Annotated in this window: 21 protein-coding genes and 1 pseudogene; 11 read left to right on the top strand and 11 right to left on the bottom strand. The window is 67.7% G+C overall.

From position 1 onward, the window contains the following. Position 1 precedes the first annotated feature (1 nt). Positions 2 to 1,507 (top strand): PepSY domain-containing protein, encoded by a 1,506-nt coding sequence (locus AC5P9F_RS02945; RefSeq protein ID WP_164225275.1) that lies wholly within the window; start codon positions 2 to 4, stop codon positions 1,505 to 1,507. Between the two features lie 9 nt (positions 1,508 to 1,516). Here the strand turns inward: AC5P9F_RS02945 and AC5P9F_RS02940 are convergent, their stop codons facing one another. Together AC5P9F_RS02940 and AC5P9F_RS02935 are read right to left on the bottom strand one after the other, a co-directional pair. Continuing rightward, positions 1,517 to 2,650 carry an MFS transporter gene (locus tag AC5P9F_RS02940; protein WP_164225276.1) on the bottom strand — a complete coding sequence of 378 codons (1,134 nt, stop codon included), beginning with the start codon at positions 2,648 to 2,650 and terminating at the stop codon, positions 1,517 to 1,519. Positions 2,651 to 2,661: 11 nt separating this feature from the next. Next, on the bottom strand, positions 2,662 to 3,438 hold the full coding sequence (locus AC5P9F_RS02935; RefSeq protein ID WP_012479318.1) for a DeoR/GlpR family DNA-binding transcription regulator: 777 nt from the start codon (positions 3,436 to 3,438) through the stop codon (positions 2,662 to 2,664). A gap of 157 nt (positions 3,439 to 3,595) precedes the next feature. Here AC5P9F_RS02935 and smqnr point away from each other — a divergent pair, with 157 nt between their 5' ends. Further along, positions 3,596 to 4,243 (top strand): SmQnr family pentapeptide repeat protein, encoded by a 648-nt coding sequence (smqnr, locus tag AC5P9F_RS02930; protein ID WP_164225277.1) that lies wholly within the window; start codon positions 3,596 to 3,598, stop codon positions 4,241 to 4,243. Between the two features lie 3 nt (positions 4,244 to 4,246). On the opposite strand, the gene AC5P9F_RS02925 is transcribed toward smqnr, so the two are convergent. Both AC5P9F_RS02925 and AC5P9F_RS02920 read right to left on the bottom strand, forming a co-directional pair. Further along, a complete protein-coding gene (locus AC5P9F_RS02925) occupies positions 4,247 to 4,921 on the bottom strand; it encodes a class I SAM-dependent methyltransferase (RefSeq protein ID WP_164225278.1) in 675 nt (224 codons plus the stop codon). An 87-nt stretch (positions 4,922 to 5,008) separates the two neighbouring features. Then, complete coding sequence (locus tag AC5P9F_RS02920) at positions 5,009 to 5,707, bottom strand: glutathione S-transferase family protein (protein WP_308680127.1); 699 nt, start codon at positions 5,705 to 5,707, stop codon at positions 5,009 to 5,011. A gap of 115 nt (positions 5,708 to 5,822) precedes the next feature. Here AC5P9F_RS02920 and AC5P9F_RS02915 point away from each other — a divergent pair, with 115 nt between their 5' ends. Continuing rightward, positions 5,823 to 6,767 (top strand): LysR substrate-binding domain-containing protein, encoded by a 945-nt coding sequence (locus AC5P9F_RS02915; protein WP_164225279.1) that lies wholly within the window; start codon positions 5,823 to 5,825, stop codon positions 6,765 to 6,767. Here the strand turns inward: AC5P9F_RS02915 and AC5P9F_RS02910 are convergent. After that, positions 6,706 to 8,085, bottom strand: coding sequence for an aminotransferase-like domain-containing protein (locus AC5P9F_RS02910; protein WP_164225280.1), 1,380 nt, complete (start codon positions 8,083 to 8,085; stop codon positions 6,706 to 6,708). The two genes, AC5P9F_RS02915 and AC5P9F_RS02910, sit on opposite strands and share 62 nt — an antisense overlap. A gap of 133 nt (positions 8,086 to 8,218) precedes the next feature. Here AC5P9F_RS02910 and AC5P9F_RS02905 point away from each other — a divergent pair, with 133 nt between their 5' ends. The 3 genes from AC5P9F_RS02905 to AC5P9F_RS02895 all read left to right on the top strand — a co-directional run bounded on the left by AC5P9F_RS02905 (position 8,219) and on the right by AC5P9F_RS02895 (position 11,039). Continuing rightward, positions 8,219 to 9,082, top strand: a complete 864-nt coding sequence (locus AC5P9F_RS02905; protein WP_164225281.1) for a DMT family transporter — start codon at positions 8,219 to 8,221, stop codon at positions 9,080 to 9,082. A gap of 158 nt (positions 9,083 to 9,240) precedes the next feature. After that, positions 9,241 to 10,122: an SDR family NAD(P)-dependent oxidoreductase gene (locus tag AC5P9F_RS02900; protein WP_111722882.1), complete on the top strand. Its 882-nt coding sequence runs from the start codon at positions 9,241 to 9,243 to the stop codon at positions 10,120 to 10,122. A 38-nt stretch (positions 10,123 to 10,160) separates the two neighbouring features. Beyond that, positions 10,161 to 11,039, top strand: a complete 879-nt coding sequence (locus AC5P9F_RS02895) for a LysR family transcriptional regulator (RefSeq protein ID WP_107431419.1) — start codon at positions 10,161 to 10,163, stop codon at positions 11,037 to 11,039. A 13-nt stretch (positions 11,040 to 11,052) separates the two neighbouring features. Here the strand turns inward: AC5P9F_RS02895 and AC5P9F_RS02890 are convergent, their stop codons facing one another. Next, positions 11,053 to 11,952 (bottom strand): LysR family transcriptional regulator, encoded by a 900-nt coding sequence (locus AC5P9F_RS02890; protein ID WP_164225282.1) that lies wholly within the window; start codon positions 11,950 to 11,952, stop codon positions 11,053 to 11,055. A gap of 107 nt (positions 11,953 to 12,059) precedes the next feature. On the opposite strand from AC5P9F_RS02890, the gene AC5P9F_RS02885 reads away from it, so the two are divergent. Beyond that, positions 12,060 to 13,577 carry an MFS transporter gene (locus tag AC5P9F_RS02885; protein WP_043033790.1) on the top strand — a complete coding sequence of 506 codons (1,518 nt, stop codon included), beginning with the start codon at positions 12,060 to 12,062 and terminating at the stop codon, positions 13,575 to 13,577. Positions 13,578 to 13,856: 279 nt separating this feature from the next. Here the strand turns inward: AC5P9F_RS02885 and AC5P9F_RS02880 are convergent, their stop codons facing one another. Further along, positions 13,857 to 14,261, bottom strand: coding sequence for a GFA family protein (locus AC5P9F_RS02880; protein ID WP_033834825.1), 405 nt, complete (start codon positions 14,259 to 14,261; stop codon positions 13,857 to 13,859). Positions 14,262 to 14,432: 171 nt separating this feature from the next. Here AC5P9F_RS02880 and AC5P9F_RS02875 point away from each other — a divergent pair, with 171 nt between their 5' ends. Together AC5P9F_RS02875 and AC5P9F_RS02870 are read left to right on the top strand one after the other, a co-directional pair. Next, positions 14,433 to 15,410, top strand: a complete 978-nt coding sequence (locus AC5P9F_RS02875) for an Lnb N-terminal periplasmic domain-containing protein (protein ID WP_100437964.1) — start codon at positions 14,433 to 14,435, stop codon at positions 15,408 to 15,410. Further along, positions 15,407 to 17,428, top strand: a complete 2,022-nt coding sequence (locus AC5P9F_RS02870) for an esterase/lipase family protein (protein ID WP_012479329.1) — start codon at positions 15,407 to 15,409, stop codon at positions 17,426 to 17,428. The genes AC5P9F_RS02875 and AC5P9F_RS02870 overlap by 4 nt, the downstream gene beginning before the upstream one ends. A gap of 88 nt (positions 17,429 to 17,516) precedes the next feature. Here AC5P9F_RS02870 and AC5P9F_RS02865 read toward each other — a convergent pair whose 3' ends face one another. Then, positions 17,517 to 18,938 carry an MFS transporter gene (locus tag AC5P9F_RS02865; protein WP_180872216.1) on the bottom strand — a complete coding sequence of 474 codons (1,422 nt, stop codon included), beginning with the start codon at positions 18,936 to 18,938 and terminating at the stop codon, positions 17,517 to 17,519. Positions 18,939 to 18,967: 29 nt separating this feature from the next. Here AC5P9F_RS02865 and soxR point away from each other — a divergent pair, with 29 nt between their 5' ends. Continuing rightward, positions 18,968 to 19,402, top strand: a complete 435-nt coding sequence (gene soxR / locus AC5P9F_RS02860) for a redox-sensitive transcriptional activator SoxR (protein WP_005415534.1) — start codon at positions 18,968 to 18,970, stop codon at positions 19,400 to 19,402. A gap of 72 nt (positions 19,403 to 19,474) precedes the next feature. Here soxR and AC5P9F_RS02855 read toward each other — a convergent pair. After that, positions 19,475 to 20,104, bottom strand: a pseudogene (locus AC5P9F_RS02855) (short chain dehydrogenase); the annotation flags it as partial. A gap of 71 nt (positions 20,105 to 20,175) precedes the next feature. On the opposite strand from AC5P9F_RS02855, the gene AC5P9F_RS02850 reads away from it, so the two are divergent. Beyond that, positions 20,176 to 21,051 carry a LysR family transcriptional regulator gene (locus AC5P9F_RS02850; protein WP_060381038.1) on the top strand — a complete coding sequence of 292 codons (876 nt, stop codon included), beginning with the start codon at positions 20,176 to 20,178 and terminating at the stop codon, positions 21,049 to 21,051. Between the two features lie 176 nt (positions 21,052 to 21,227). On the opposite strand, the gene proC is transcribed toward AC5P9F_RS02850, so the two are convergent. Then, positions 21,228 to 22,049 (bottom strand): pyrroline-5-carboxylate reductase, encoded by an 822-nt coding sequence (proC, locus tag AC5P9F_RS02845; protein WP_060381039.1) that lies wholly within the window; start codon positions 22,047 to 22,049, stop codon positions 21,228 to 21,230. Positions 22,050 to 22,067: 18 nt separating this feature from the next. Next, positions 22,068 to 22,745 carry a YggS family pyridoxal phosphate-dependent enzyme gene (locus AC5P9F_RS02840; protein ID WP_049397192.1) on the bottom strand — a complete coding sequence of 226 codons (678 nt, stop codon included), beginning with the start codon at positions 22,743 to 22,745 and terminating at the stop codon, positions 22,068 to 22,070. Positions 22,746 to 22,783: the final 38 nt, after the last annotated feature.

The raw sequence follows: 22,783 nt of genomic DNA, 5'->3' as shown, positions 1-22,783 counted from the left end.
GATGACGTTGCGATCCACCGCCAAGCGCTGGACCTATCTGGTGCACCGCTGGCTGGGCATCGGCGGATGCCTGCTGATGTTGCTGTGGTTTGTCAGCGGCATGGTGATGCTGTTCATTGGTTACCCGAAGCTGACACCCGGTGAGCGGCTGGCGGCGTTGCCGGTGCTGGGGGATGCTCGCGATCTGCAGGGGCTGTCGGTACTGCCTGCCGTGGTGCAGGCCGAGCCGGAGGTTGTGGCGCTGACGACGCTGCGTGGCGAGCCTGCGTACGTGGTGCGCAACGGCAGCAACGTGGGCGCCTGGTCTGCCGTGACCGGCCAGGCGCTGCTGCCGGTGTCGGCACAGCGAGCCGAAGCATCCGCCGCACAGTTCGCGGGCGGCCAAGCCTTCGTCGGCGCGACACGCGTGGATGAAGACCGCTGGACGCATTCGCGTGCGCTGGATGCGCATCGGCCGCTGTACCGGGTTGAAGTGGGCGGCGCGCAGCCAGGGGATGTGTATGTGTCCTCACACACCGGCGAAGTGGTGCAGGACGCACCGCATATGCAGCAGCGCTGGAACTATGTGGGCGCCTGGCTGCACTGGTTGTACTTCCTGCGCATGCAGTCGGTGGACCCGGTCTGGACGTGGGTGGTGATCGTGCTGTCCGCGCTGTGCACGGTGGCGGCGATCAGCGGCATCGTGGTGGGTGTGTGGCGCTGGCGCTTCTGTGGGCACTACCGCACTGGCGCGAAGACGCCGTATGTCGAGCCCTGGATGCGCTGGCACCACCTGATCGGGTTGGTGGCAGCGGCATTCGTGTTCACCTGGATCTTCAGCGGCCTGATGTCGATGAATCCATTGGGCGTCTTCAGCAGCACGCGCGAGGCGATCGACAGCGGACGCTATCGTGGCGGCGCGGTAGCGGTGGATGGCGCGCTGGGTGAACCGGCGGCGCTGCTGGCGGCCGTCGACGACGCGCGCTTCAAGCCGGTGGAGATCCAGTGGCGACGCATCGGTGGTGAGCTGTTCGCGGTGTTGCTGGACGGGCAGGGCGAGACCCGCATTGTGTCCGGCAGTGATGGTCATCTGCAGGTTGCGCGGTTGCTGCCGGCCGCATGGCTGCAGCAGAAGGTGCGGGCGTTGTCGGATGCGCCCATGCAGGGGTACTGGGTCCAGCTCGCAGCGGATGCGTACTTCTACCCGCGTGCACCGGAAGCCATGAACGGCGCAGCGGTACGCCGCTTCCCGGTGGCGGTGGCTGATTTCGACGATGCCGAGGCGACGCGGGTCTACCTCGATCTGGCCACTGGCGACCCGTTGCTGACGATGGGGCGTCGCGAGCGCGTGGGTCGCTGGCTGTTCTACTTCCTGCACAGCTGGGACCTGCCGGCGATGCTGCGTCAGGACACCGCCCGGCTGGCGGTGTTGCTGCTGCTGAGCCTGGCTGGCGCTGCGTTGTGTGCAACGGCCACGGTGATCGGCTACCGCCGGTTGCGGATGAAACTGCGGCGCAGGCGGCGCTGATGCCTTGGACTAAACCCGCAGCCAACGTGTGGACACGGCCACCAGCAACAAGGCCGTGGCCACACCGATGAACGCAGCAATCAGACCGAAATGATTGGCGGCAAAGCCGATCAACGCCGGTCCGGCAAGGATGCCGGCAAAGCCCAGCGTAGAGACGGCCGTGATCGCCAGTGCACCGGGCATGTGGTTCTGATGGCCGGCCAGCGAGAACAGCGCCGGCGCGATGTTGGCGCAGCCGAGGCCGACCAGCACGTATCCGGCCAACGACATCTGCCACGGCGTGACCAGGGTCAGCACCAGCACGCCGGCAGCGGCGAGCAGCGCGCCGAACACGATCGCGCGCTGGCGGCCCACGCGTGCCACCAGTGCATCGCCGAACAGGCGCGCGACCGTCATGGTCAGGGTGAAGGTCACATAGCCGATGCCTGCCAGGCTGGCATCGACGCGACGTATATCGCTGAGGAACACCGCGCTCCAGTCGAGCATCGCACCTTCGCCGAGGAAGGCGACGAACGCCAGCACGCCGATGAACAGCACGATGCCATGCGGTAGGGCCAGCATCGGTGTGTCGTGTGGCATGCGTTCGCTGTGCCAGTAGGTCGCCGACAACAGCGTCACCAGCAGCATGGTGCCGACACCGATCAGCACCGATGCCAAGGGCGGCAACTGTGCGGACAGCAGCACGGTCATGCTGGCCGCGCCGAGGAAGCCGCCAATGCTGAAGAATGCATGGAAGCCAGACATCATCACTCGCCGTGCTTCGCGCTCGACGATGACGGCCTGCACGTTCATCGTGCAGTCCATCGCACCCACGGCCGCACCGAACACGAACAGCACCACGCCCAGCGTCCAGGCCGAACCCGCCAGCGCCAGGCCGGGCACGGTCAGGCAGATCAGCAGGCTGCTGGCCACCATCACCCGGCGGCAACCGAGGCGTGCGGCCAGCACGCCGGACAAGGGCATCGCCAGCAGCGAGCCGGCACCGAGGCAGAGCAGCACCAGCCCCAGCGTGGCGTCATTGATCCCGGTGCGCGCTTTGGCGAAGGGCACCAGGGTGGCCCACAACGCGGTGGCGAAGCCGGGAATGAAGAACGCAGCGCGGGTCGCGTGCTGTTCGGCACGCGCGCGGTTGGCAAGGGACATGAGCAGTACGGTCAGGGAGGCGTGGGGTGCACCGCGATACCGGCGGCGTGGAAGCGAGCCGCCAAGGCGGGCGGTGCGGTGGTGGTCAGCACCAGGTCGTCGATCTCGTCCAGGCTGGCGATCTGCCAGTTGCCGCGGGCACCGAGCTTTTCAGTGGTGGCGGCGACGATGACGCGGCTGCTGCAGGCCACCATCGCGCGCTTCAGCGTGGCTTCTTCCGAATCCATTGCCCACACACCGGTGTCGCCGTCCACCGCGCAGGGGCCGGGCAGGTACACGTCGGCACGCAGGCGCTGCACCTGGGCCAACGCCTCGGCACCGACCGCACCGCCACCGCTGGCCAGGCGCCCGCCGATCAGCTGCACTGAAGTGCCTTCGAGCATGCTGGCGGCGGTGGCGATCTGCGGGGCGTTGGTGATCACCGTCAGCCCGAGAGCGGCCGGCAGCTGCTGGGCGATCGCCAGGTTGGTCGAACCGGCATCGAGCAGTACCACTTGGCCGGGTTGCAGCAGCGCGCAGACGCGGGCGGCCAGTTCGGCCTTGTCGCCGCGGTCGCGGGTCAGGCGCTCGCGCAGCGGCCGTTCCTTGGGCGGCGGCAGTACGGCGCCGCCGTAGACGCGCTGGCACAGGCCCTGGGCGGCGAGCTCGCGCAGGTCGCGGCGGATCGAATCTTCGGAGACGGCATAACGGCGCGCCAGTTCGGCGGCGACCACGCGGCCCTGCTGGCGCAGCTCCTCGAGGATCTGCCGGGTGCGCTGGGCGGGTAGGGGGCTGGGGTCGGCGCTCATGCCGCAAGTCTGCACGTTCGTGCATAATCGTGCAACAACATGCATTGTTCGGGAGGGCACAGGGCGGCTGGACTGCCGGTGAACCCGCCCGCCCCGGGGTCTATGGATCGGCCTCGCGGCCCGGCATCATGGCGGGGCACTTGGCATGGAATCCCTGATGTCTCCCACCGTTCACCGCAAGCTGCGCATCGGCGCGGACCAGTACACCGGCCAGAAAGTGGTCGACCAGCAGTTCCACGAGTGCGATTTCTCCGGTGCGGACCTGACCGGCACCGAGCTCATCAACTGCAGTTTCTACGATGCCGACAGCCGCGCCGGCTGCCGGTTCAATGGCGCCACGCTGAAGGAAGCCAGTTTCCGCAGCTGCGATATCAGCATGTGCCATTTCAATTTCATCAAGGCGCTGGGCCTGGAGATCAGCGAGTGCCGTGCGCAGGGCGCGGATTTCAGCAACGCCAGCTTCATGAACCAGATCACCACGCGCAGCTGGTTCTGCAGCGCGTTCATCAAGAAGTCGAACCTGCGCTATGCCAATTTCTCGCGGGTAACGCTGGAAAAGTGCGAGCTGTGGGAAAACCGATGGGATGGCGCGAATGTGAGTGGCGCCAGCTTCGCCGGCTCGGACCTGTCCGGCGGCCAGTTCGAGGGCGTCGACTGGAACAGCGCCAACTTCACCGACTGCGACCTGACCAACTCGGAGCTGGGTGAGCTGGACCTGCGCAGCACCAACCTGCGTGGCGCCACGCTGGACGTGCAGCAGGTGGCGCTGTTGATGCAGCGCATCGGCATCACGGTGGTGCCGTAGGCATCAACCGGTGTACGCCACCCAGCCCTTGAAGCTGAAGCCGGCATAGAACAGCTCCACACCATCGAAGCCGGCCTCCTGCAGCAGCGCCACTTCCTGTTCGGGGGCCAGCAGCGGCAGCCGCTCGGCAATGGCCTCGATCGCGTGCTGTGCATCGGCGTGGGCAACGCCCGAGGCTTCGGCGAACGCTGCGTAGCGCTGCAACCAGCGCAGCTTGCCGGCCGGTTCCTGCGGTACGCTGTGGTGGGCCACAACCAGCGGCGCGCCGGGCTGCAGGCGCCGGTGCAGCTCGCGCAACGTGTGCAGGCGCTGCCCGGCATCGAGGAAGTGCAGGGTCAGCAGGCAGCTGGCCCCATCGAAGCGCAGATCGGGCGCATCGTCGATGTAGCCTTCCAGCAGCTGCACGCGCGGCATCAGCGGACCCAGTGTCTGCTCGGCCAGGGCCAGCATCGGCGCGGCCGGATCCACGCCCAGCAGCTGCCAGCCCGGCTGCGCCTCGGCAAAAGCCCTCAGCTCCAGCCCGCCACCGGCGCCCAGCACCAGCACACGGCCCTGCGCGGGAACGCGTTCGGCCAGCAGCAGGCGGCTCATCTGCTGCAACGCGAGGAAACCGGGCACCTGGCGCAGCGGCGCTTCGGCATAGCGGGCCACCGCCTGCGGGTCGGAGAACGTGGACATGCGCGGATTCCTGCGGCGGGGGACATACCACTGTAGCGCGGCGCGCAAGAGGCATTGCGCGCCGCTGCCACACGGGCAGGACAGGGCTCAGGCCGCTGCTGCCTCAAGCACGTCTTCCAGCCGCACCTCGCCGAGGAAGCCACCGCTGCTGGTTGCCGGCTGCTGCGCTTCGATGGCGTGGGCGAACTGCACGCCGGCGTCGTCCTGCAGGCGCTCGAACAGCTGCTGCACCCTGGGGAACTCGCGACGATCGACCACCTGGTGATAGTCGTTCCAGCGCGCGATGCCGGCGAAGTAGGCATCGGCAAAGCTGCGCTGTTCGCCCAGCAGCCACGGGCCCGTGCCGATCATCTGCTCCAGCGCCTGGTGGGCGTGGCGCACCTTGGTGGTGCCATAGGCACGCAGCGCCTCGCCGTCATCGCCTTGCGCATGCTCCAGTGCGTGCCAGAGCGGCGCGTAGGCACCGAAGAAACTGGTGTTGAGATAGGCCAGCCGGTGGTTGAGGCGATCGAAGCCGGGCGTGCCCTGTGCGAAGCCCAGCCCCTGCCCGATGCCGTTCGCGGCCAGATGGTTGAGGATGGCCAGGCTCTCGCTGAGCAGCTCGTCCTGCGCGGTGCGCAGGGTCGGGGTTTCACCCAGCGGATTGAGGCGGCGGTAGTCTTCGCTCTGCACCTGGCCGGGCATGTCGATGCGGCACAGGTGATACGGCTGGCGCAGCCATTCCAGGGCGACGATGGAGCCGAACGAGCAGCCCGAGGGCACGCCGTAGAAGAGGATCGGGGTCATGGCAGGTTTCCGGTTCAAGCCGCGATGCGGCGGGTGAGGAAAGCGTGCCTGCGTGGACATTGCCCAGGAAGCCGCTTGAATGGCATCCTGAAGTCCACATCTGTGGACGTTGCGCATGCTCAACCTCAACGATCTGGCCCTGTTCGTGACGGCGGTGGAGCAGGGCGGGTTCGCTGCAGGCGGGCGCCATCTGGGCCTGCCGCGCTCGACCCTGAGCAAGCGCGTGGCGCTGCTGGAAGAACAGCTCCAGGTGCGGCTGCTGCAGCGCAGTTCGCGCCGCTTCGCATTGACCGAGGTCGGTCAGGAGTTCTTCGAGCGCGCACGCGCAGCGTTGTCTGAGGTCGAGGCCGCCGAGGCCATCGTCCGCGACCGCCAGGCCGAACCCAGCGGCACCGTGCGGATCAGCGCTTCGATTCCGGTGGTGCAGGGCGAGCTCGCCGCGTGCCTGCCCGCGTTGGCCCGCCGCTATCCACGGCTGCGTATCGAAGTTGAAGTGAGTGATCGTTTCATCGACCTGGCGCAGGAAGGCATCGACATCGCCCTGCGCAGCCACTTCGGTCCGCTGCCGGATTCCGGGTTGGTGCAGCGCATGCTCGGTAGCGAACGCATCGTGCTGGTGGCGTCCCCTGGTTATCTGGCAGCCGCGCCGGCAGTGGACACGCCCGAACAGCTACGCGCGCATGCCGGCCTGCTGACCGCGCGCCATGCAACGCGCTGGACGCTGCACGGCGCCGACGCCCGCACCGTGCAGGTGGAGCCGCAGGTGGCGCTGGTCGGCAATGAATCGCAGCTGCTGATCGCGGCGGCAGAAGCGGGTCTTGGCATCACCGTACTGCCACACAGCCTGTGTGCTGCGGCCATTACCGCCGGCCGCCTGCAGCAGGTGCTGCCGGCGTGGCATGCCGGCGAAGTCACCACCAGCGTGCTGCTGCCGCATCGTCGCGGCCAGTTGCCGGGCGTGCGCGTGGTGGTGGATGCGCTGGTCGCGCATTACCAGCTCAACGCAGCGCGCGCGCCAGTACCTGCCAGATCCTCGGGTCCTGGCACTGCGAAACGTTGAAACGCACATAGTCGGCCGCGCGCTGCGATTGGCTGAAGGCATTGCCCGGCGCCAGCACGATGCCTTCGCGCAGGCATTGCCGCGCCAGTGCGGCGGCGTCGCGGCCATCGGGCAGCTGGCACCACAGGAACAGGCCGGCTTCCGGCTGCAGCCACGGCGTGATACCCAGCGTCTGCAGTTTCCGCAGTGTGTGCCGGCGTGCATCGGCCAGCCGCGAACGTATCGACTGCATGTGGCGGCGGTAACCGCTGTCGGTCAGCGCGATGTGCATCAACTGCGCGGCCAGATGGCCACCACCGAAGCTGGTCGCCAGCTTCAGGTCGGTCAATGCCTCTATCCAGTCGTGGCGCGCGGCGATGTAGCCGCAGCGCGACGCTGCCGACAGCGTCTTGGAGAAGCTACCGACGTGGACCACCCGTGACAGCCCATCGAGCGCGGCCAGCCGCGGTGCCGGCTGCAGTTCGAAGTCGGCGAAGATGTCATCCTCGATGATGATCAGTTCGCTGCGTTCGGCCAGGCCCAGCAGGCGGTGCGCGGTGCTTGCGGAAAGCACCGCGCCGGTCGGGTTGTGCAATCCGGAATTGGTGATGTACAGCCGCGGCGAATGTGCCTGCAGGGCCTGCGCGAACGCCTCCAGGTCCGGGCCGCTGTGCGTGTACGGCACGCCGATGGCCTGCACCTGGTGCGCCTTCAGCAGCGCGTGGTAATTGAAGTAGCTCGGGTCGTCGACCAGCACGCAGTCGCCGGGCTTGAGCAGGAAACGGCAGAGCAGATCGACCGCGTGCGTACCGGATTCGGTCAGCAGGATCTGCTCCACCGGTGCATCGATGCCAAGCGTGGCGCTGCGCCTTTGCAGCAGCTGGCGCAACGCGGGCAGCCCGAGCGGGGCGGCGTAGTCCACCAGTTGCATGGCATCGGCACGCGCCAGTCGGCGCAGGCCGCGGCGCACGCCATCGTGATACAGCCAGTCACTGGGCATCCAGCCGCACCCTGGCTTGAGGTCGCCCGCGGGCGTTTCCAGCGATTGCCGTGATACCCACAGCGGATCCACCGTGCGATCCAGCCGTGGCTCCAGTTCGGCCAGCGCCAGCGGTGCGGCCGGGCCACTGACGTAGAAGCCCGAGCCTGCGCGCGCACTGATCAGGCCTTCGGCCGCCAGGCGCTCGTAGGCCTCGACCACGGTGGAGACCGAAACCCCCATCGTCGCAGCCTGCGCACGAACCGAAGGCAGGCGTGAGCCGGGGCCATCCACCCGTGCACTGATGCGGGTGCGGACGGTCTGGATGACCGATTCGATGCGGGTAAGCGGGCGCGGCATGGTGGAACCGTAGTGGAAGTGTGGGCAGTACAGTTACTTGCGACTGTACTGGATTGTAGCTGGGGTCTTCCCGCGCCGGATGCTTCCATGCAGGTCCAGCCGGGCATCGTCCGGCACCTTCAGGAGTACAGGCGTGGAACGGTCGGCGAGTGGTTGGATCAATGGCTTCATCGGTGTGGTGATCTTCGCCGGCTCCCTGCCGGCCACCCGCTTGGCGGTGCTGCAGCTGGACGCCGGATTCGTCACCGCTGCACGCGCCACCATTGCCGCCGTGCTCGGCCTCGGCCTGCTCCTTCTGCTGCGCCAGCCGTGGCCGCGGCGCAGTGACCTGCCCGGGCTGATAGTGGTCAGCCTCGGGGTGGTGGTCGGCTTTCCGCTGTTGACCGCACTCGCGCTGCGTCACGCATCGTCGGCGCACACCATCGTGTTCCTCGGTCTGTTGCCGCTGAGCACTGCGGTATTCGGCGTGCTGCGCGGTGGCGATCGACCGCGCCCAGCCTTCTGGTTGTTCTCGCTGCTTGGCAGTGCCTGCGTGGTCGGCTATGCGGTGCGCAACGGCATCGAGGCATCGTTGCAGGCCGATCTGCTGATGCTGGCGGCGATCGTGGTGTGCGGGCTGGGCTATGCCGAAGGTGGTCGGCTGGCCCGTCATCTCGGCGGTTGGCAGGTGATCAGCTGGGCGTTGCTGCTGGCCTTGCCGGTGATGCTGCCGCTGACGGTGCTGATGCGCCCGTCCTCGTTCACTGCGGTCGGTGCCTCGGCGTGGTGGGCGCTGGGCTATGTGGCAGTGTTCAGCATGCTGATCGGCTTCCTGTTCTGGTACCGCGGGCTGGCGCAGGGCGGCATCGCCGCCGTCGGCCAGTTGCAGTTGCTGCAACCGTTCTTCGGCCTTGCCCTGGCCGCGCTGCTGCTGCACGAATCGGTCAGCCTCAGCATGGTGCTGGTGACCGTGGTCGCGGTGATCTGCGTCGCCGGCGCGCGCCGCTTCAGCCGCTGAACGAAAAAGGGGACGGAGGGGATTAAGTCGTTTCAGGCACGGTAGGGCGAGTTACGACTTAATCCCCTCCGTCCCCTTTTCCGGTGATAGCGAGAGCGTATCGTGGCCGATGGTCAACGGTATTGGCGGGGGCGGTGAGCTTGGCTGAAGCTGTGCGCATGAAGCCGATTTCGCATATTTCCTTCAAGGGCCGGGTGGGCCTGGTGACCGGTGCCGCGGGTGGGTTGGGCCTGGCCTACAGCCGCCTGCTGGCCGAGCGCGGTGCGCAGGTGGTGATGCAAGACGTCGGTGCCGGTACCGATGGCCGCGGCGCCGATCCACAGCGCATCCTGCGCAGCGTCGAAGCGCTGCAGCGGCAGGGTTTGCCAGTGCAGGCCGCAAATGGTCCCATCGATCATCGCAGCGGTTGCCATGCGCTGGTGCAGGAACTGCTGCAGGCGCACGGCCGCATCGACTTCCTGATCCACAACGCGGGCTGGGTCGAGTACCAGCCACTGGAAGCGATCGAGGACGATGCGTTGGAGCAGATGCTGTGCCTGGCGGCGAAGACGCCGCTGTGGCTGGCGCAGGCGGCGTGGCCGGCGATGCGCGCGGCGGGCGGTGGGCGCATCGTCATCACCACGTCTGATCGCGCGCTGTATCCGCAGTACGCACAGCGCGGGCTGTCCGCTTACGCGATGGGCAAGCTGGCCGCGCTTGGCCTGGTCAATGTGCTGGCGCTGGAGGGCGCCGAGCATGGCATCGTGGTCAATGCGGTTTCGCCGGTGGCAAAGACGCGCATGTGGGGCATCGAGGGTGAGCCCGATGAGCTGCATCCGGAAGCTGTTGCGCAAGGTGTGGCCTATCTGGCATCCACGCGCTGCCAGGACGGCGGCTGGGTGCTGCGCGCAAGCAATGGCCAGTTCCACGCACTGCGCCTGCAGGAGGCCGAGCATGTGGCGTACCCAAGGGATCTGTGCGCGGTCAGTGCCGACAGCATCGAGTCGGTGGCGCTGCAGTGGCCGGCCATCGCCCGCGCCAGCGTCGACGTGCGTGGCTGAGGGCGTACCCTAGGCGGATTCCCACTGCCTGCTTCGAGATGATCGACCTGCGCCTGCTTCGCCAGTATGTCGCCGTGGCCGAAGAACTGCATTTCCACCGCGCCGCCGCCCGCCTGCACATGTCACAGCCGCCGCTGACGGCGGCGATACGACGGCTGGAAGACGAGCTCGGAAGTGAACTGATCGTGCGCGGCAACCGCACGCTGGGCCTGACCGTGGCCGGGCAGACCTTGCTGGTGGAGGCGCGGGCAACGCTGCAGCAGGCCGAGCAGGGGTTGCAGCGCACGCGCGAAGCTGCAGCGGGGCAGTCCGGCAGCCTGCGCGTAGGCTATGTCGGCAGTGCGCTGTATGGCCGCCTGCCAGGTTTGATCCGCCGCTTCCGCCAGCAGTACCCGCAGGTGCAGTTGCACCTGCAGGAAGCCACGTCGCGCCAGCAGCAGTTGTGGCTGCGTGAGCAGCGCATCGACGTTGGCGTGTTGATTCCACCGATTCCCGCCGCCGAGCTGGTACTGCACGACTTCGACCATGACCGCCTGGCGATTGCGCTGCCGCGCGCTCATGCGCTGGCCGACGCGCCGGAGGTCAGTGTGGCGATGCTGGCTGAAGAACCGTTCGTTTCATGGCCGGCGGGCGAGGGCATCGGCTTCCACGCGCAGGTGCTGGGCCTGTGCACTGCGGCGGGATTCACCCCGCGCGTCGTGCAGGAAGCGCAGGGCATGCATGCGGTCCTGTCGCTGGTGGCGGTGGATGCCGGCGTGGCGATCGTCCCGGCCAGCATGGCCAGCTTCCGCCCGCAGGAGATCGTCTATCGCGTGCTGGAGGACGAAGCAGCGCGTTTCGACCTGCCGTTCTGCATGCGGCCGGAACAGCCGTCGCCGGTGCTGCGCAATTTCCTGCAGACAGCGGGCACCAACTGATTCTGTGGACCTGCTACGCCTTGTCGCCTTGGAACAGATGCGCAACGGCATAGTCGATGAACACCCGCAGGCGTGCGCTGGGATGGCGCCCACCGGGCCATAGCAACGAGAACTGCCCCTGGTGCGTGGGCAGTGCTGGCAGTACCCGCTGCAGGTGGCCATCGGCCAGCGCGTCGGCTGCGAGGAAGTCAGGCATCCAGGCCAGGCCCATGCAACCGATCGCAGCGGCCAGCACGGCCTCCATGTTGTTGCAGGTCATCGCGGTGGGAAGGCGCGCTCCAGCATCGCCTTCGATGCCCGGCAGCTGCCACGGGTGCAGCTTTCCGGTGGTGGGGTAACGGAAGCGCAGCGCGGTATGCAGGCGCAGCTCGCTCACATCACCGGGCGTGCCGTGCGCCTGCAGATAGCCCGGCGCCGCACAGAGGATGAAACGGAAGCCGCCCAGCCGCCGTGCGGTCAGGCTGGAATCGGCCAGTTCACCGCTGCGTATCACCGCGTCGAGGCCTTCGCTGACCACGTCGACGATGCGGTCGTTGAAGTCCAGTTCCAGCTGCACCTGCGGATAGCGTTGCTGGAAGCCGGGCAGCACCGGCAGCAGGAAGCGGTACCCGATGGTGGGCAGGCCGATGCGCAGCAGCCCGCTGGGGGCATGCTGTCGCTGCGCCAGGTCCGCCTGTGCTTCGGAAAGCTCGTCCAGTGCACGCCGACAGCGCTGCAGCAGCAGTTCGCCTTCGTCGGTGAGATGCACGCGGCGGGTGGTGCGTTGGAACAGCCGGGTGCCGAGCTCCTGTTCAAGGCGGGCGATGCGCTTGCCGACCGCCGACGCGGACAGGCCAAGTGCACGCGCAGCACCCACGATGCTGCCGGCCTCCGCGGTGCGGACGAAGGCGAGCAGGGCAGAAATGGAGTCCATGCGGGGCATGATTACGGAACATTGAGACGCAATCAATGTCCATCGAGCCTGTTTTTCAGGAATAGCGGCCTGTCCATCATCAATGCCCCTGATGGATGGAGGCCCGCATGGCCCCGGTTTCGATGCTCCCTGTACCTGTCCAGACGCAGCAGCGCTGGACCCTGCTTGCCGTCTGCCTGGCCGCACTGGCGTTGCCGTTGTCCTTCTCTGCCGGTGCCGTCGCGGTGCCCGCGCTGGCCCGTTCCGTGGCGTCGTCGCCGAGCGTGCTGGCCTGGGTGACCAACGCCTTCATGCTCACCTTCGGCAGCCTGCTGCTCGCTGCCGGTGGCCTGGCCGACCGCTATGGCCGGCGGCGGTTGTTCCTGCTGGGCACAGCAGGCTTCACCGTCGCCACGATCGTCGTCTGCCTCGCGCCCACGCTGCTGTGGCTGGATCTGGCGCGTGGGTTGCAGGGCGTTGCCGCCGCAGCGGCGTTGGCGTCCGGCACGGCTGCGCTCGCGCATGCCTGGCAGGGGCCGATGCGTGGCCGTGTGTTCGCCCTGCTGGGCGCCACATTCGGTGCGGGGTTGGCGCTGGGGCCGCTGCTTGCGGGTCTGCTGCTGCAGGCATTGGGATGGCGCAGTGTGTTCGCCGTCGGCGGCGTGCTGACATTGGCCGCCTTCGTACTGGGCGCGCGTGTGTTGCTCGAAAGCCACGGTGAACGCGGGCGGCTGGATGTCGGCGGCATGCTGGGCTTCAGCCTGATGCTGGCAGCGTTGACCCTGGCCCTGCTGTGGCTGGGCGAGTTCGGCCTGCATGCCGTGCGCGTGCAACTGGCGCTGTTGGCGACGCTGCTGTTGGGCGCAGCGTTCATCTGCATCGAACGACTGCACCGCTCACCCCTGCTGGACCTCTCGTTGTTCTCGCAACCGGCGTTCCTCGGTGTCCAGCTGCTGCCGGTCGCAACCTGCTTCGGCTACGTGGTGCTGCTGGTGGTATTGCCGCTTCAGTTGATGGGCGTGCACGGCCAGAGCGCGACCCTGGTGGGGCTGCAGATGCTGGCCCTGTCCGCGCCGATGCTGGTGCTGCCGATGCTGGCTGCGCGCTGGGCGGAGCGCGTTGGAAGTGCGCGGCTGTGCACGCTGGGACTGCTGGTCTGTGCCTCTGGCCTGTACCTGTTGTCGCGCCATGCATCGCAGCCGTCGCCTTCGCAGTGGGTGCCGTGGCTGATGCTGGTCGGTGCAGGGACGGCCTTGCCATGGGGGCTGATGGATGGGCTGTCAGTGAGCGTGGTGCCGGTACAGCGTGCGGGCATGGCCGCCGGCATCTTCGGGACCGTGCGTGTAGCCGGTGAAGGCATCGCATTGGCCGCAGTCACTGCCTTGCTCGCGCTGCTGATCGGCCATCAGCTGCAGGGCGCGTCGCCGGCATCGCTGGCGCGTGCCGGTGCCTATCTGGCCACCGGGGCGCGGGAACAGGCGCAGGCACTGCTACCGGCGATGAGCCGCATGCAGCTGCAGCACGCCAGTAGCGAGGCGCTGGCAACACTGCTGCGTGTACTGGCGCTGCTGACCGCCGCATGTGCTGCGTTGTTGCACCTGTTGCTGCGGAAACGTAAAGACGCGTTGGTCGGGCGTACTGCGTAGCAGGCTCATCGCCCGCCTTCGCCGTCATCCCGTTGTCGTGTCCCGCTCACGCTGCCTATGCCCACCCGGGCCTAGGCTTGGTCGTCCCCGTCCCCCACGGAGACCTGCCATGTGGCTGCTCGATCATCTCTGGCCTGGCCGTCGACCGCTTCCTCCCCCGGCCGCGGATGCGCCACCGGCACCGCCGCGCCGGCCCTGGCTGAAACGCCCGGCGCGGGCCGGGCGCAGCGGCATGGCGCCCTGGCAGAAGGTGGCCACGCCGCCGCGGCGCACGCGCCACTAGCCGGTGCGGTCTGATGGGTGGTTGACCCCATCGCTGACCGGGATCACCCCCAACGCGAACGGGTCGATGCCCTCCAGGCAGGCCACGTTGTAGCCGTACTGGTCGGGGTTGGAGCGGCGCCGGTGATGGGTGTAGATGCCGCACACGCCACAGAAGTAGTGCTCGGCCACATGGGTGTTGAACTGGTACATCTGCAGGTGGTTCTGCCCGCGCAGCACCTGCAGGCCCTGGCGGGGGACGCTGGCGGCGATGGCGCCCCGGCGCCGGCACATCGAGCAGTCGCAGCGGCGGGGATCGACGATGCCGTCCGGCAGGTCCAGCAGCAGCTCGACGGTGCCGCAGTGGCAGGTTGCGCGGTGCTGGGGTTGGACCGGAACGCCGGCCACGGAAGTGATGCCCATCATTGCTCCTGTGTGATCCGTCTGGCCGCGGGGGCCGCCGCAGACGGTGCGCCGATGTGCCTGAACGGGCCGTAGATGCCACGGTGAACCCGCTTGTGGCTAACTATGCGGCTTCAGGACCGCGACAGGATGCCAGTGAAAGCCGCAGGACGATGGATGACAGGAAGTGCCATGGCGCTGCTGGCGCTGTGGGTGACCGGGCTGCTGGCCTATCAGTTGCCGGGGCCGGGCTGGCTGGCTACCGGCGTCGCCGGGCTGTGGCTGCTGGTAGCGCTGTGGGTGTCGTGGCGGGTCGCGCGGGGCCGTGCCTCGCGCCGCCTGGGCCTGGCGTTCGGGGCATCGCTGGCGCTGGCCGGCCTGTGGTGGCTGCTGCTGACCCCGCGCCAGGACCGCGTGTGGGCCGATGACGTGGCCCAGCGCCTGCACGTGGTGTCTTTCGATGGCCGCCACGTCGTGCTGGACAACGTGCGTGATTTCACCTGGCGCAGCGAAACCGACTACGACGCCCGCTGGGTGCGCCGCGAGTACGACCTGGACCAGTTGCGCTCGGCCGATCTGGTGCTGTCGTACTGGATGGGCCCGGCCATCGCCCACACCCTGATCTCGTTTGGTTTCGAGGACGGTCGCCACGTGGTGTTCTCGCTGGAGATCCGCAAGGAGCGCGGTGAATCGTTCTCGGCGCTGGGTGGCTTCTTCCGCAAGTTCGAGATGACCCTGGTAGCTTCGGAGGAGACCGACATCATCCGCACCCGCACCAACGCGCGCGGCGAGGACGTCTATCTCTACCGCCTGCATGGCATGGACCGTGCGCAGCTGAAGGAGCTGTTCGCAGCGTACATCGCGCAGGCACGCGAACTGGATGCCAAGCCCGGCTTCTACAACACGCTGACCAGCAACTGCACCACCATCGTCTTCGACCTGGCCCGGCACATCGCACCGCGCCTGCCGCTGGATTACCGCCTGCTGCTGTCCGGTTACCTGGCCGAGTACGCGCAGGAGGTCGGCGCGCTCGCTCCAGGTGTGCCGTACGCCGAGCTGCATGACAAGGGCCGCATCACCCAGCGTGCGCTGGACCTGGGCAGCGGCGACCACTTCTCCACCGTAATCCGCCAGGGCGTGCCCGGCACCGAGCAGGACCCGCAGCAATGACCCGATTCCTCCCACGCCGCTGGCAGCGCCTGCTGCCGGTGTTGTTCGCTGCCTTCCTGCTGCTGGGTAGCAGCGGTTGCGCGATGGTTACCGTCAAGCAGGTCAAGTCCAGCGATTCGCTGGTCAACAAGCGTGCCGACGTGCTCAACACGGGCAAGCTCAGCCCGGCCGCGCGCGAGACGCTCAGCGCGGCAGGCCTGGACGAGTCGCAGTGCGAAAAGGACTTCCTGGTCTGCCGCAGCACGCTGCTGATGACCGACGACCTCAATGTCGAGCAGCGGTTGTCGGCGCTGTCCGAACTGTGGGTGAAGGCCGCGCTGGCGATGACGCCGAAGAAGACGGCTGCCGGCGATCCGCCGATGAGCGATGCGGCGTTGGATGCCTGGCTGGAAGCGGCGCGCTATGCCTATGCCTACCTGTTCTACAGCGGCCGCTCACCGTCCGACCGTGCCTTCGAGGACCGCCAGACGCAGGTGCGCGACTATTACAACTACGCGGCCGAGAAGGCGGCAGTGGTGCTGTTCGTGCGCGCACGCGCCGCTGCGCTGGCCGGCGAGGACTACACGAAGCCGCTCACGGTCGGCAGCTGGTCGCTGGCCTCCAACTACCAGCAGCTGAACCTGAAGAGCATTCCCGCGCAGCTGGTGCCGGCCGGCACGGTCAGCTTCGTCGGCCTGCGCAGTACCTATCGCCGCGATGGCTTCGGTGCCGAGCTGGTGATGGTGATGGACCCGCCGAAGCTGGTTGCACCGGTGATCGCACCCGAGGGCCCCAAGGCCGAGACACCGCAGGAGGATGAGGACGACGCACGCCGTGGCCGCCGTCATCGCCATGACGATTCGGTGCCCGAGTTCAGCGAGATGTCTTCGATCAACGTCACCGCACTGCTGCGCTTCGAGGGCAGCAACCTGGACGATGTGATGCGCACGCGCCGGGTCGAGCTGGACGCTTATTCGCCCGAAGCCACCGAGCGCATCACCCTGCATGGCGAGCAGGTGCCGCTGGCCGGCAACTTCACCGCCGCCTATGGCCTGTGGCTGGCGCAGAGCGGTTTCGCCCGGCAATCGCTGCGCACCCTGTTCGGCATGAGCGAGGGCATCGGCGAACCGCACATCTACCTGATGCAGCCGTGGGACCCGAATCGTCGCATCATCTTCATGCTGCACGGCCTGGCCAGCAGCCCGGAAGCCTGGGTGAACCTGGCCAACGAGATCATGGGCGACCCCGAGCTGCGCCAGCAGTTCCAGGTGTGGCAGGTCTACTACCCGACCAATGCGCCGATCGCGTTGAACCGCTACGAGATCGCCAATGCATTCAACGACACGCTGAAGCACTTCGATCCCAACGGCAGCACGCGTGCATCGAAGGACATGGTCTACATCGGCCACAGCATGGGCGGCGTGTTGGCGCGCCTGCTGGTCAGTGACTCGGGCGACGTACTGTGGAATGACCTGCTGGCCAACTACGACCTGAAGGGCGAGCGCCTGAAGCGGGTGCAGAACAAGCTGGGGCCGTTGCTGCATTTCAAGGCGCAGCCGAACGTGGAACGCGCGATCTTCATCGCCGCGCCGCACCAGGGCACCGACATTGCCGGCAACAAGGTCGGGCGCCTGATCGGTCGCCTGGTACGCCTGCCGCTGACCATCCTCGGCAAATTCGAGGATGTGTTCCTGGCACTGGCGCAGGCCGAACAGCAGGTCGATGGCACGGCCAAGCCGAAGATTCCGAACAGCATCGACAACCTCAAGGCCAGCGATCCGTTCGTGAAGGCCGCCGCACAGCTGCCGATCGAAGCGGGCCTGAAGTACCACTCGATCATCGCCCAGCGCAAACCGGAACTGCCGGTGGACAAATCCGATGACGGGCTGGTGCCGTACTGGAGTGCGCACCTGCCGGGTGCATTGTCCGAGAAGGTGATCATCTCCGGCCACAGCGTGCAGGAGACCCCGCAGGCGGTGCTGGAAGTGCGGCGCATCCTGCATCGGGACATCGATGATGTGGGGGCCGGTACGCGGTAATGCCGGCCCCTGGCCGTCATCATCTGGACATTCCAGCGTTCGTGAGGTTGCCGGCCAGCGGCCGGCACTACCGCGATGCGCGGCGGCGCTACACCCGTCGCGCGATCACCGTGGCCAACAGCGCAAGGCCGAAGGTGATGGCCAGGCACAGCAGGTAGCCGGTGTGCGGGGTGCTTTCCACGAACAACGCGAACAATGCGCCGGAGACCGCCAGCGCGGTGGTCACCGACAGGGCCTCGCTCAGCTGCAGTGCCGAGGTGTTGGCACCTTGCTCCCGCGGCGCCGACAACGACAGCGTCAACACCGACAGGCTGGCGTAGATCATGCCCATACCGAAGCCGGTCACGGCCCAGCCGAGCAGCGACACCGGCAGTGGCACTACGTTGAACAGCACGGCCAGCGTGGCGGCGATGCCGACCGTCATCATCATCGTGCCGGCGCGCAGCAGCTGCTGGCGTGACCAGCCACGCTGCTGGTGGCCCTGCAGCCACGAGCCGGCGAACCAGCCCAGCGCACCGAGGCTGAGCACTGCGCCGGCCCAGCTGGGCGAGAGCCCGCGTTCGCGCTGTAGCAGCAGGGGCAGATAGGCCTCGCAGGCGAAGAACGCCGCCGCAGCGATGCCGCGCAGTGCGATCACGCTGGGCAGGCCACGGCGCAGGATCAGGGTTCCGGCCGGCAGCAGCCGATGCACACAGAGCAACAGCGCCAGCATCGCCACACCGATGCAGAGCAGGGCAGGCAGGCCCTGTTGCTGACCGCCGAAGTACAGCAGCAACGCGGCCAGCGAGGCACCACTGGCCCAGCGCACCACGTTGCCACGCCCATCGTCGGCGGTGCTGGCGGGACTGGGCTGCATGCGTGCCAGCGCGGGGCGCAGCAGCAGTGCCGCCGGTATCGCCAGCAGTGGTACCGCCAGGAACACCCAGCGCCAGCCGAGATGCTGCACGATCAGCCCGCTCAACGCCGGGCCGACCATCGAAGGCACCACCCAACCGGCCGAGAACGCGGCGAACACCTTCGGTCGCAGGTGTTCGGGGTAGCTGCGGCCAACCATCACGTACAGCGAGACCGAAATCGCGCCCGCGCCCAGGCCCTGCATCAGGCGCCCGGCCACCAGCATGCCCATGCGCGTCGCAAAGCCGGCCAGCAGCAGGCCCAGCACGAAGCAGCCGAGGTCGTGCCAGAGTGGCCGCGCAGGGCCGTGGCGATCGGCCCAGCGACCGGCCAGGGTCATGCCGATCACACTGGTGGCCAGGGTGCCGCCAAAAGCCAGCGCGTACAGGCGCAGGCCATCGAGTGCTTCGGCCACGGTGGGCATCGCGGCCGCGACGGCCAGTGCTTCGAAGGCGTGCAGCGCGACCAGCGCGACCATGCCGATGGTCGTGGCGCGGTAACGCGCGGACAGGATCGACGTTTCAGCCGGCAGGCCGGTGTCAGTGGGAGAGAGGGTCGGGGTCATACAGGTCAGATACGGGCCGCGCTTGTCAACTGGCGGCGAAGATAGCAGCATGCCACCTCAACTGTAGTTGAGGTCAAGCAATGGCATCCCAGGAACTCAGCGTTGGCGAGGTCTCCCAGCGCAGTGGCGTGGCCGTTTCCGCGCTGCATTTCTACGAGCGCAAGGGGCTGATCAGCAGTCTGCGCACCTCGGGCAACCAACGCCGTTACAGCCGCGACGTGCTGCGCCGGCTGGCGGTGATCCGCGTGGCGCAGCGGGTGGGCATGCCACTGGAAGCGGTCGGCCGCGCCTTCGAGAGCCTGCCTGAAGGCCGCGCGCCGACCAAGGCCGACTGGGCCAAGCTGTCCGCGCGCTGGCGCACCGAGCTGGAAGAGCGCATCCACATGCTGCAGCTGCTGCGCGATGAACTGACCGGCTGCATCGGCTGTGGCTGCCTGTCGCTGCAGCATTGCCGCCTGGCCAACCCCGGCGATGTGCTTGGCGAACGCGGCGACGGCCCGATGCGCTGGGAATGACCCGCGAAAAGGGGACGGAGGGGATTATGTCGTTTGTGCATTGACGACTTGATCCCCTCCGTCCCTTTTTTCTTACCAGACCGTGATCGTCTCGCCGCTCTGGATGCCTTCCACTGCACGCTTGAAGGCCAGCGCCGCGCGCTGCGCGCTCACCGCTTCAAAGCCCGGGAAGTAGGGTCCGTAGGCCGCCATCGATTCGATCAGCACGTTCGGGCTGACCACGTTGATGCGCAGGCCACGCGGCAGCAGTTCCAACGCGGCGGCACGCACGAAGCCTTCCAGCGCGGCATTCACCGAGGTGGCGTTGACGCCATCGCGGATCGGCTGTGCACTGACGATGCCGCTGGTCAGGGTGATCGAGCCGCCGGCGTTGAGATGGTGCTGCGCCGCCAGTGCCAGCCGCACCTGGCCCAGCAGCTTGTCCTGCAGGCCGAGGTTGAACTGCGCCGGCGTCATGTCCTGCAGCGGACCGAAGTGCAGCTTGCCGGCGGTGGAAATCACCGCATCAACCGGGCCGGTACGCGAGAACAGTTCGGCGACGCTGGCGTCGTCGGTCAGGTCCACGCGCAGTTCGCCACTGTTGCGGCCGGCGGCGAGAATCTGATGCTGTTGGCCGAGCTGGCGGGCGACTGCCTGGCCGAGGGTGCCGCTGGCACCAACGAGGAGGATCTTCATGGCCGTTCCTTGCGTGAGGGAGTGAACGCAGTCTGCGCCGTCACAGCGGGGTTAGGTAAGCGGCGTATGCTTTGCAGATTCCTAACTCCGGATTAGCAATGGATACCCTTCGCTGCATGCAGGCTTTCGTCGCGGTAGCCGAGTGCGGCAGCTTTGCAGGGGCCGCTGAACAGCTGCAGGTCTCGGCGGTGATGGTCGGCAAGTACATCCAGCAGCTGGAGGCGCACCTGGGCACCGGGTTGCTGCAACGGAACACCCGCCGCCAGCGCCTGACCGAAGCCGGCAGCGCCTACCTGGCCGGGTGCCGGCAGGTGCTGGAGCAGGTGCAGCAGGCCGAGGCCGACGTGGCTGGACTGCAGGTGCAACCGCGCGGGCTGCTGCGGGTCAGCGCACCCACCACCTGGGGCAGCTGCGTGCTGGCGCCACAGCTCGCCGGCCTGCTGCGCGCGCAGCCGCAGCTGAACGTCGAACTGGATCTGAGCAACCGCCGTGTGGATCTGATCGAGGACGGCTTCGACGTGGCGATCCGGGTCGGGCCGCTGCCGTCGCAGGAGGTGGTGGCGCGGCCGCTGCCACCGTATGCGATGAGCCTGTGCGCGGCGCCGTCCTACCTGCGCCGGCGCGGCACGCCGCGTACGCCCGCCGATCTGGAAGGGCATGACTGCCTGAGCCATCTGGCCTGGCGCGGTGGCCACGGCTGGCAGCTGGCCAACGGTGAACAGGTGGACTGGGAAGCGCGCCTGACCTGCAATGATGGTGTTGCACTGCGCGAAGCCGCCGTGGCCGGAGCCGGGCTGGTGCTGCAGCCGACCGCACTGCTGGCCGGGGAGATTGCAGCCGGGCGGTTGAAGCCGCTGCTGCGCGACTACCTGCCCGAACCGCGGCCGATGCACCTGATCTACCTGCCCGACCGCAGACCGCGCCCGCGGTTGCAGTGCTTCGTCGATTTCGTCATGACGACGTTGGGGCAATGAGCATCCACGCCATGCGTGGATGATGGTGGGTGCCGACCGTTGGTCGGCACACATCGGGGGCAATCATTCACCGCAGACAGCAGAGCACCGTGCATTCCAGCGGCGACAGGTATCAATAGATCCACGCCATGCGTGGATGATGGTAGGTGCCGACCATTGGTCGGCACACATCGGGGTCAATCATTCACCGCAGACAGTTCCTGCCCACGCACCTGCGCAGCGCGCAGTGCCGTATCCACCAGAGCCTCGAAGCCACCGGCCTGGAAGCTCTCGATCGCGGCCTGGGTGGTGCCGTTGGGCGAGGTCACGCGGCGGCGCAGTTCCGCCGGGCTTTCACCAGCCTCATCCAGCATGCGCGAGGCACCCAGCAGGGTCTGCACCACCAGCGTGCGCGCGGCGTCGGCCGGCAGGCCCTGGGCAATACCCGCCGCTTCCATCGCTTCGGCCAGCAGGAACACATAGGCCGGGCCGCTGCCGGAAACGGCAGTCACTGAATCCATCAGCCCCTCGCTGTCGATCCACACCGTGCGCCCGGCACTGGCCAGCACCTGCTCGGCCCGCGCGTGCTGCTGCATGTCCACCGACGGTGTGGCGAACAGGCCGGTCACACCTGCGCCGAGCAGGGCAGGGGTGTTCGGCATCGCGCGCACCACTGCCAGGTCGCCCCCCAGCCAACGCTGCAGCTGCGCACTGGTGATGCCGGCGGCAATCGACACCACCAGCGGTCGGCTCGCCTGTGCCAGCGCCTGCAGAGACTGGCAGACTTCGCGCAGCACCTGCGGCTTCACCGCCAGCAGCCAGGTGCCACCCTGCGCGGCGGCATCGCTCGCGTTGTCATGCACCTGCACGCCGAAGTCGGCGGCCAGCGCCTGGCGCAGTTCGGCCACCGGTTCGGCGACGTGGATGTGCGCGGCCGGCACGCCCTGGCGGATCAGGCCGGCGATCAGGCTGCGCGCCATGTTGCCGCCGCCGATGAAGGTGATGGAATCAGCTGCCATGGAAATCTCCTTGAAAAATCAGGCCGGGCGCGGGCGCGCGCCGAACAGGGCGGTGCCGATGCGCACCAGGGTGGCGCCCTCGGCGATGGCTTCGGCGTAGTCGCTGCTCATGCCCATCGACAGCGTGTCGATCTGCGCGTGCTGGGCAGCCAGCGACTGGAAAAGTGTGCGCATGCGCACGAATGCATCCCGACGGCGCTCGGCTTCGGGCCATGGCGCGGGAATCGCCATCAGTCCGCGCAGGCGCAGGGTGGGTTCGGCGGCAATCGCTGCGGCCAGTGCATCCACTTCTTCCGGTGCACAGCCATGCTTGCTGGATTCGTCGTCGATGTTGACCTGGATCAGCACGTTCAGCGGGCCTCGCGCGGCCGGGCGATGGCGTGCCAGCGCGGTCACCAGCTTGGGGCGGTCCACGCTCTGCACCCAGTCGAAATGGCTGGCCACGGCCTCGGCCTTGTTCGACTGCAGGTGGCCGATCAGGTGCCATTCCAGCGCCAGGTGCTGCAGCGCCTGCATCTTGGCCAGTGCTTCCTGCACGTAGTTCTCGCCGAAGGCGTGCTGGCCCTGCGCGGCCAGCGCGGCCACGGCCTCGGCCGGCTGGGTCTTGGACACCGCCAGCAGGCGTGGGTCGGGCCTGCCAGCGGCCTCGGCGGCGGCATGCAGGTTGCTCAGGATCTGGGGCAGGGAAGTGGCCACGTAACGCGTTCCGTTGAATCAGGAGGCTATACTGCCGC

The sequence above is a fragment of the Stenotrophomonas sp. YJH_SMC_4 genome (genome assembly GCF_059371575.1).
The sequence above is the reverse complement of the archived record's forward strand: the minus strand, read 5'-3'. Positions and strand labels throughout refer to the sequence as shown.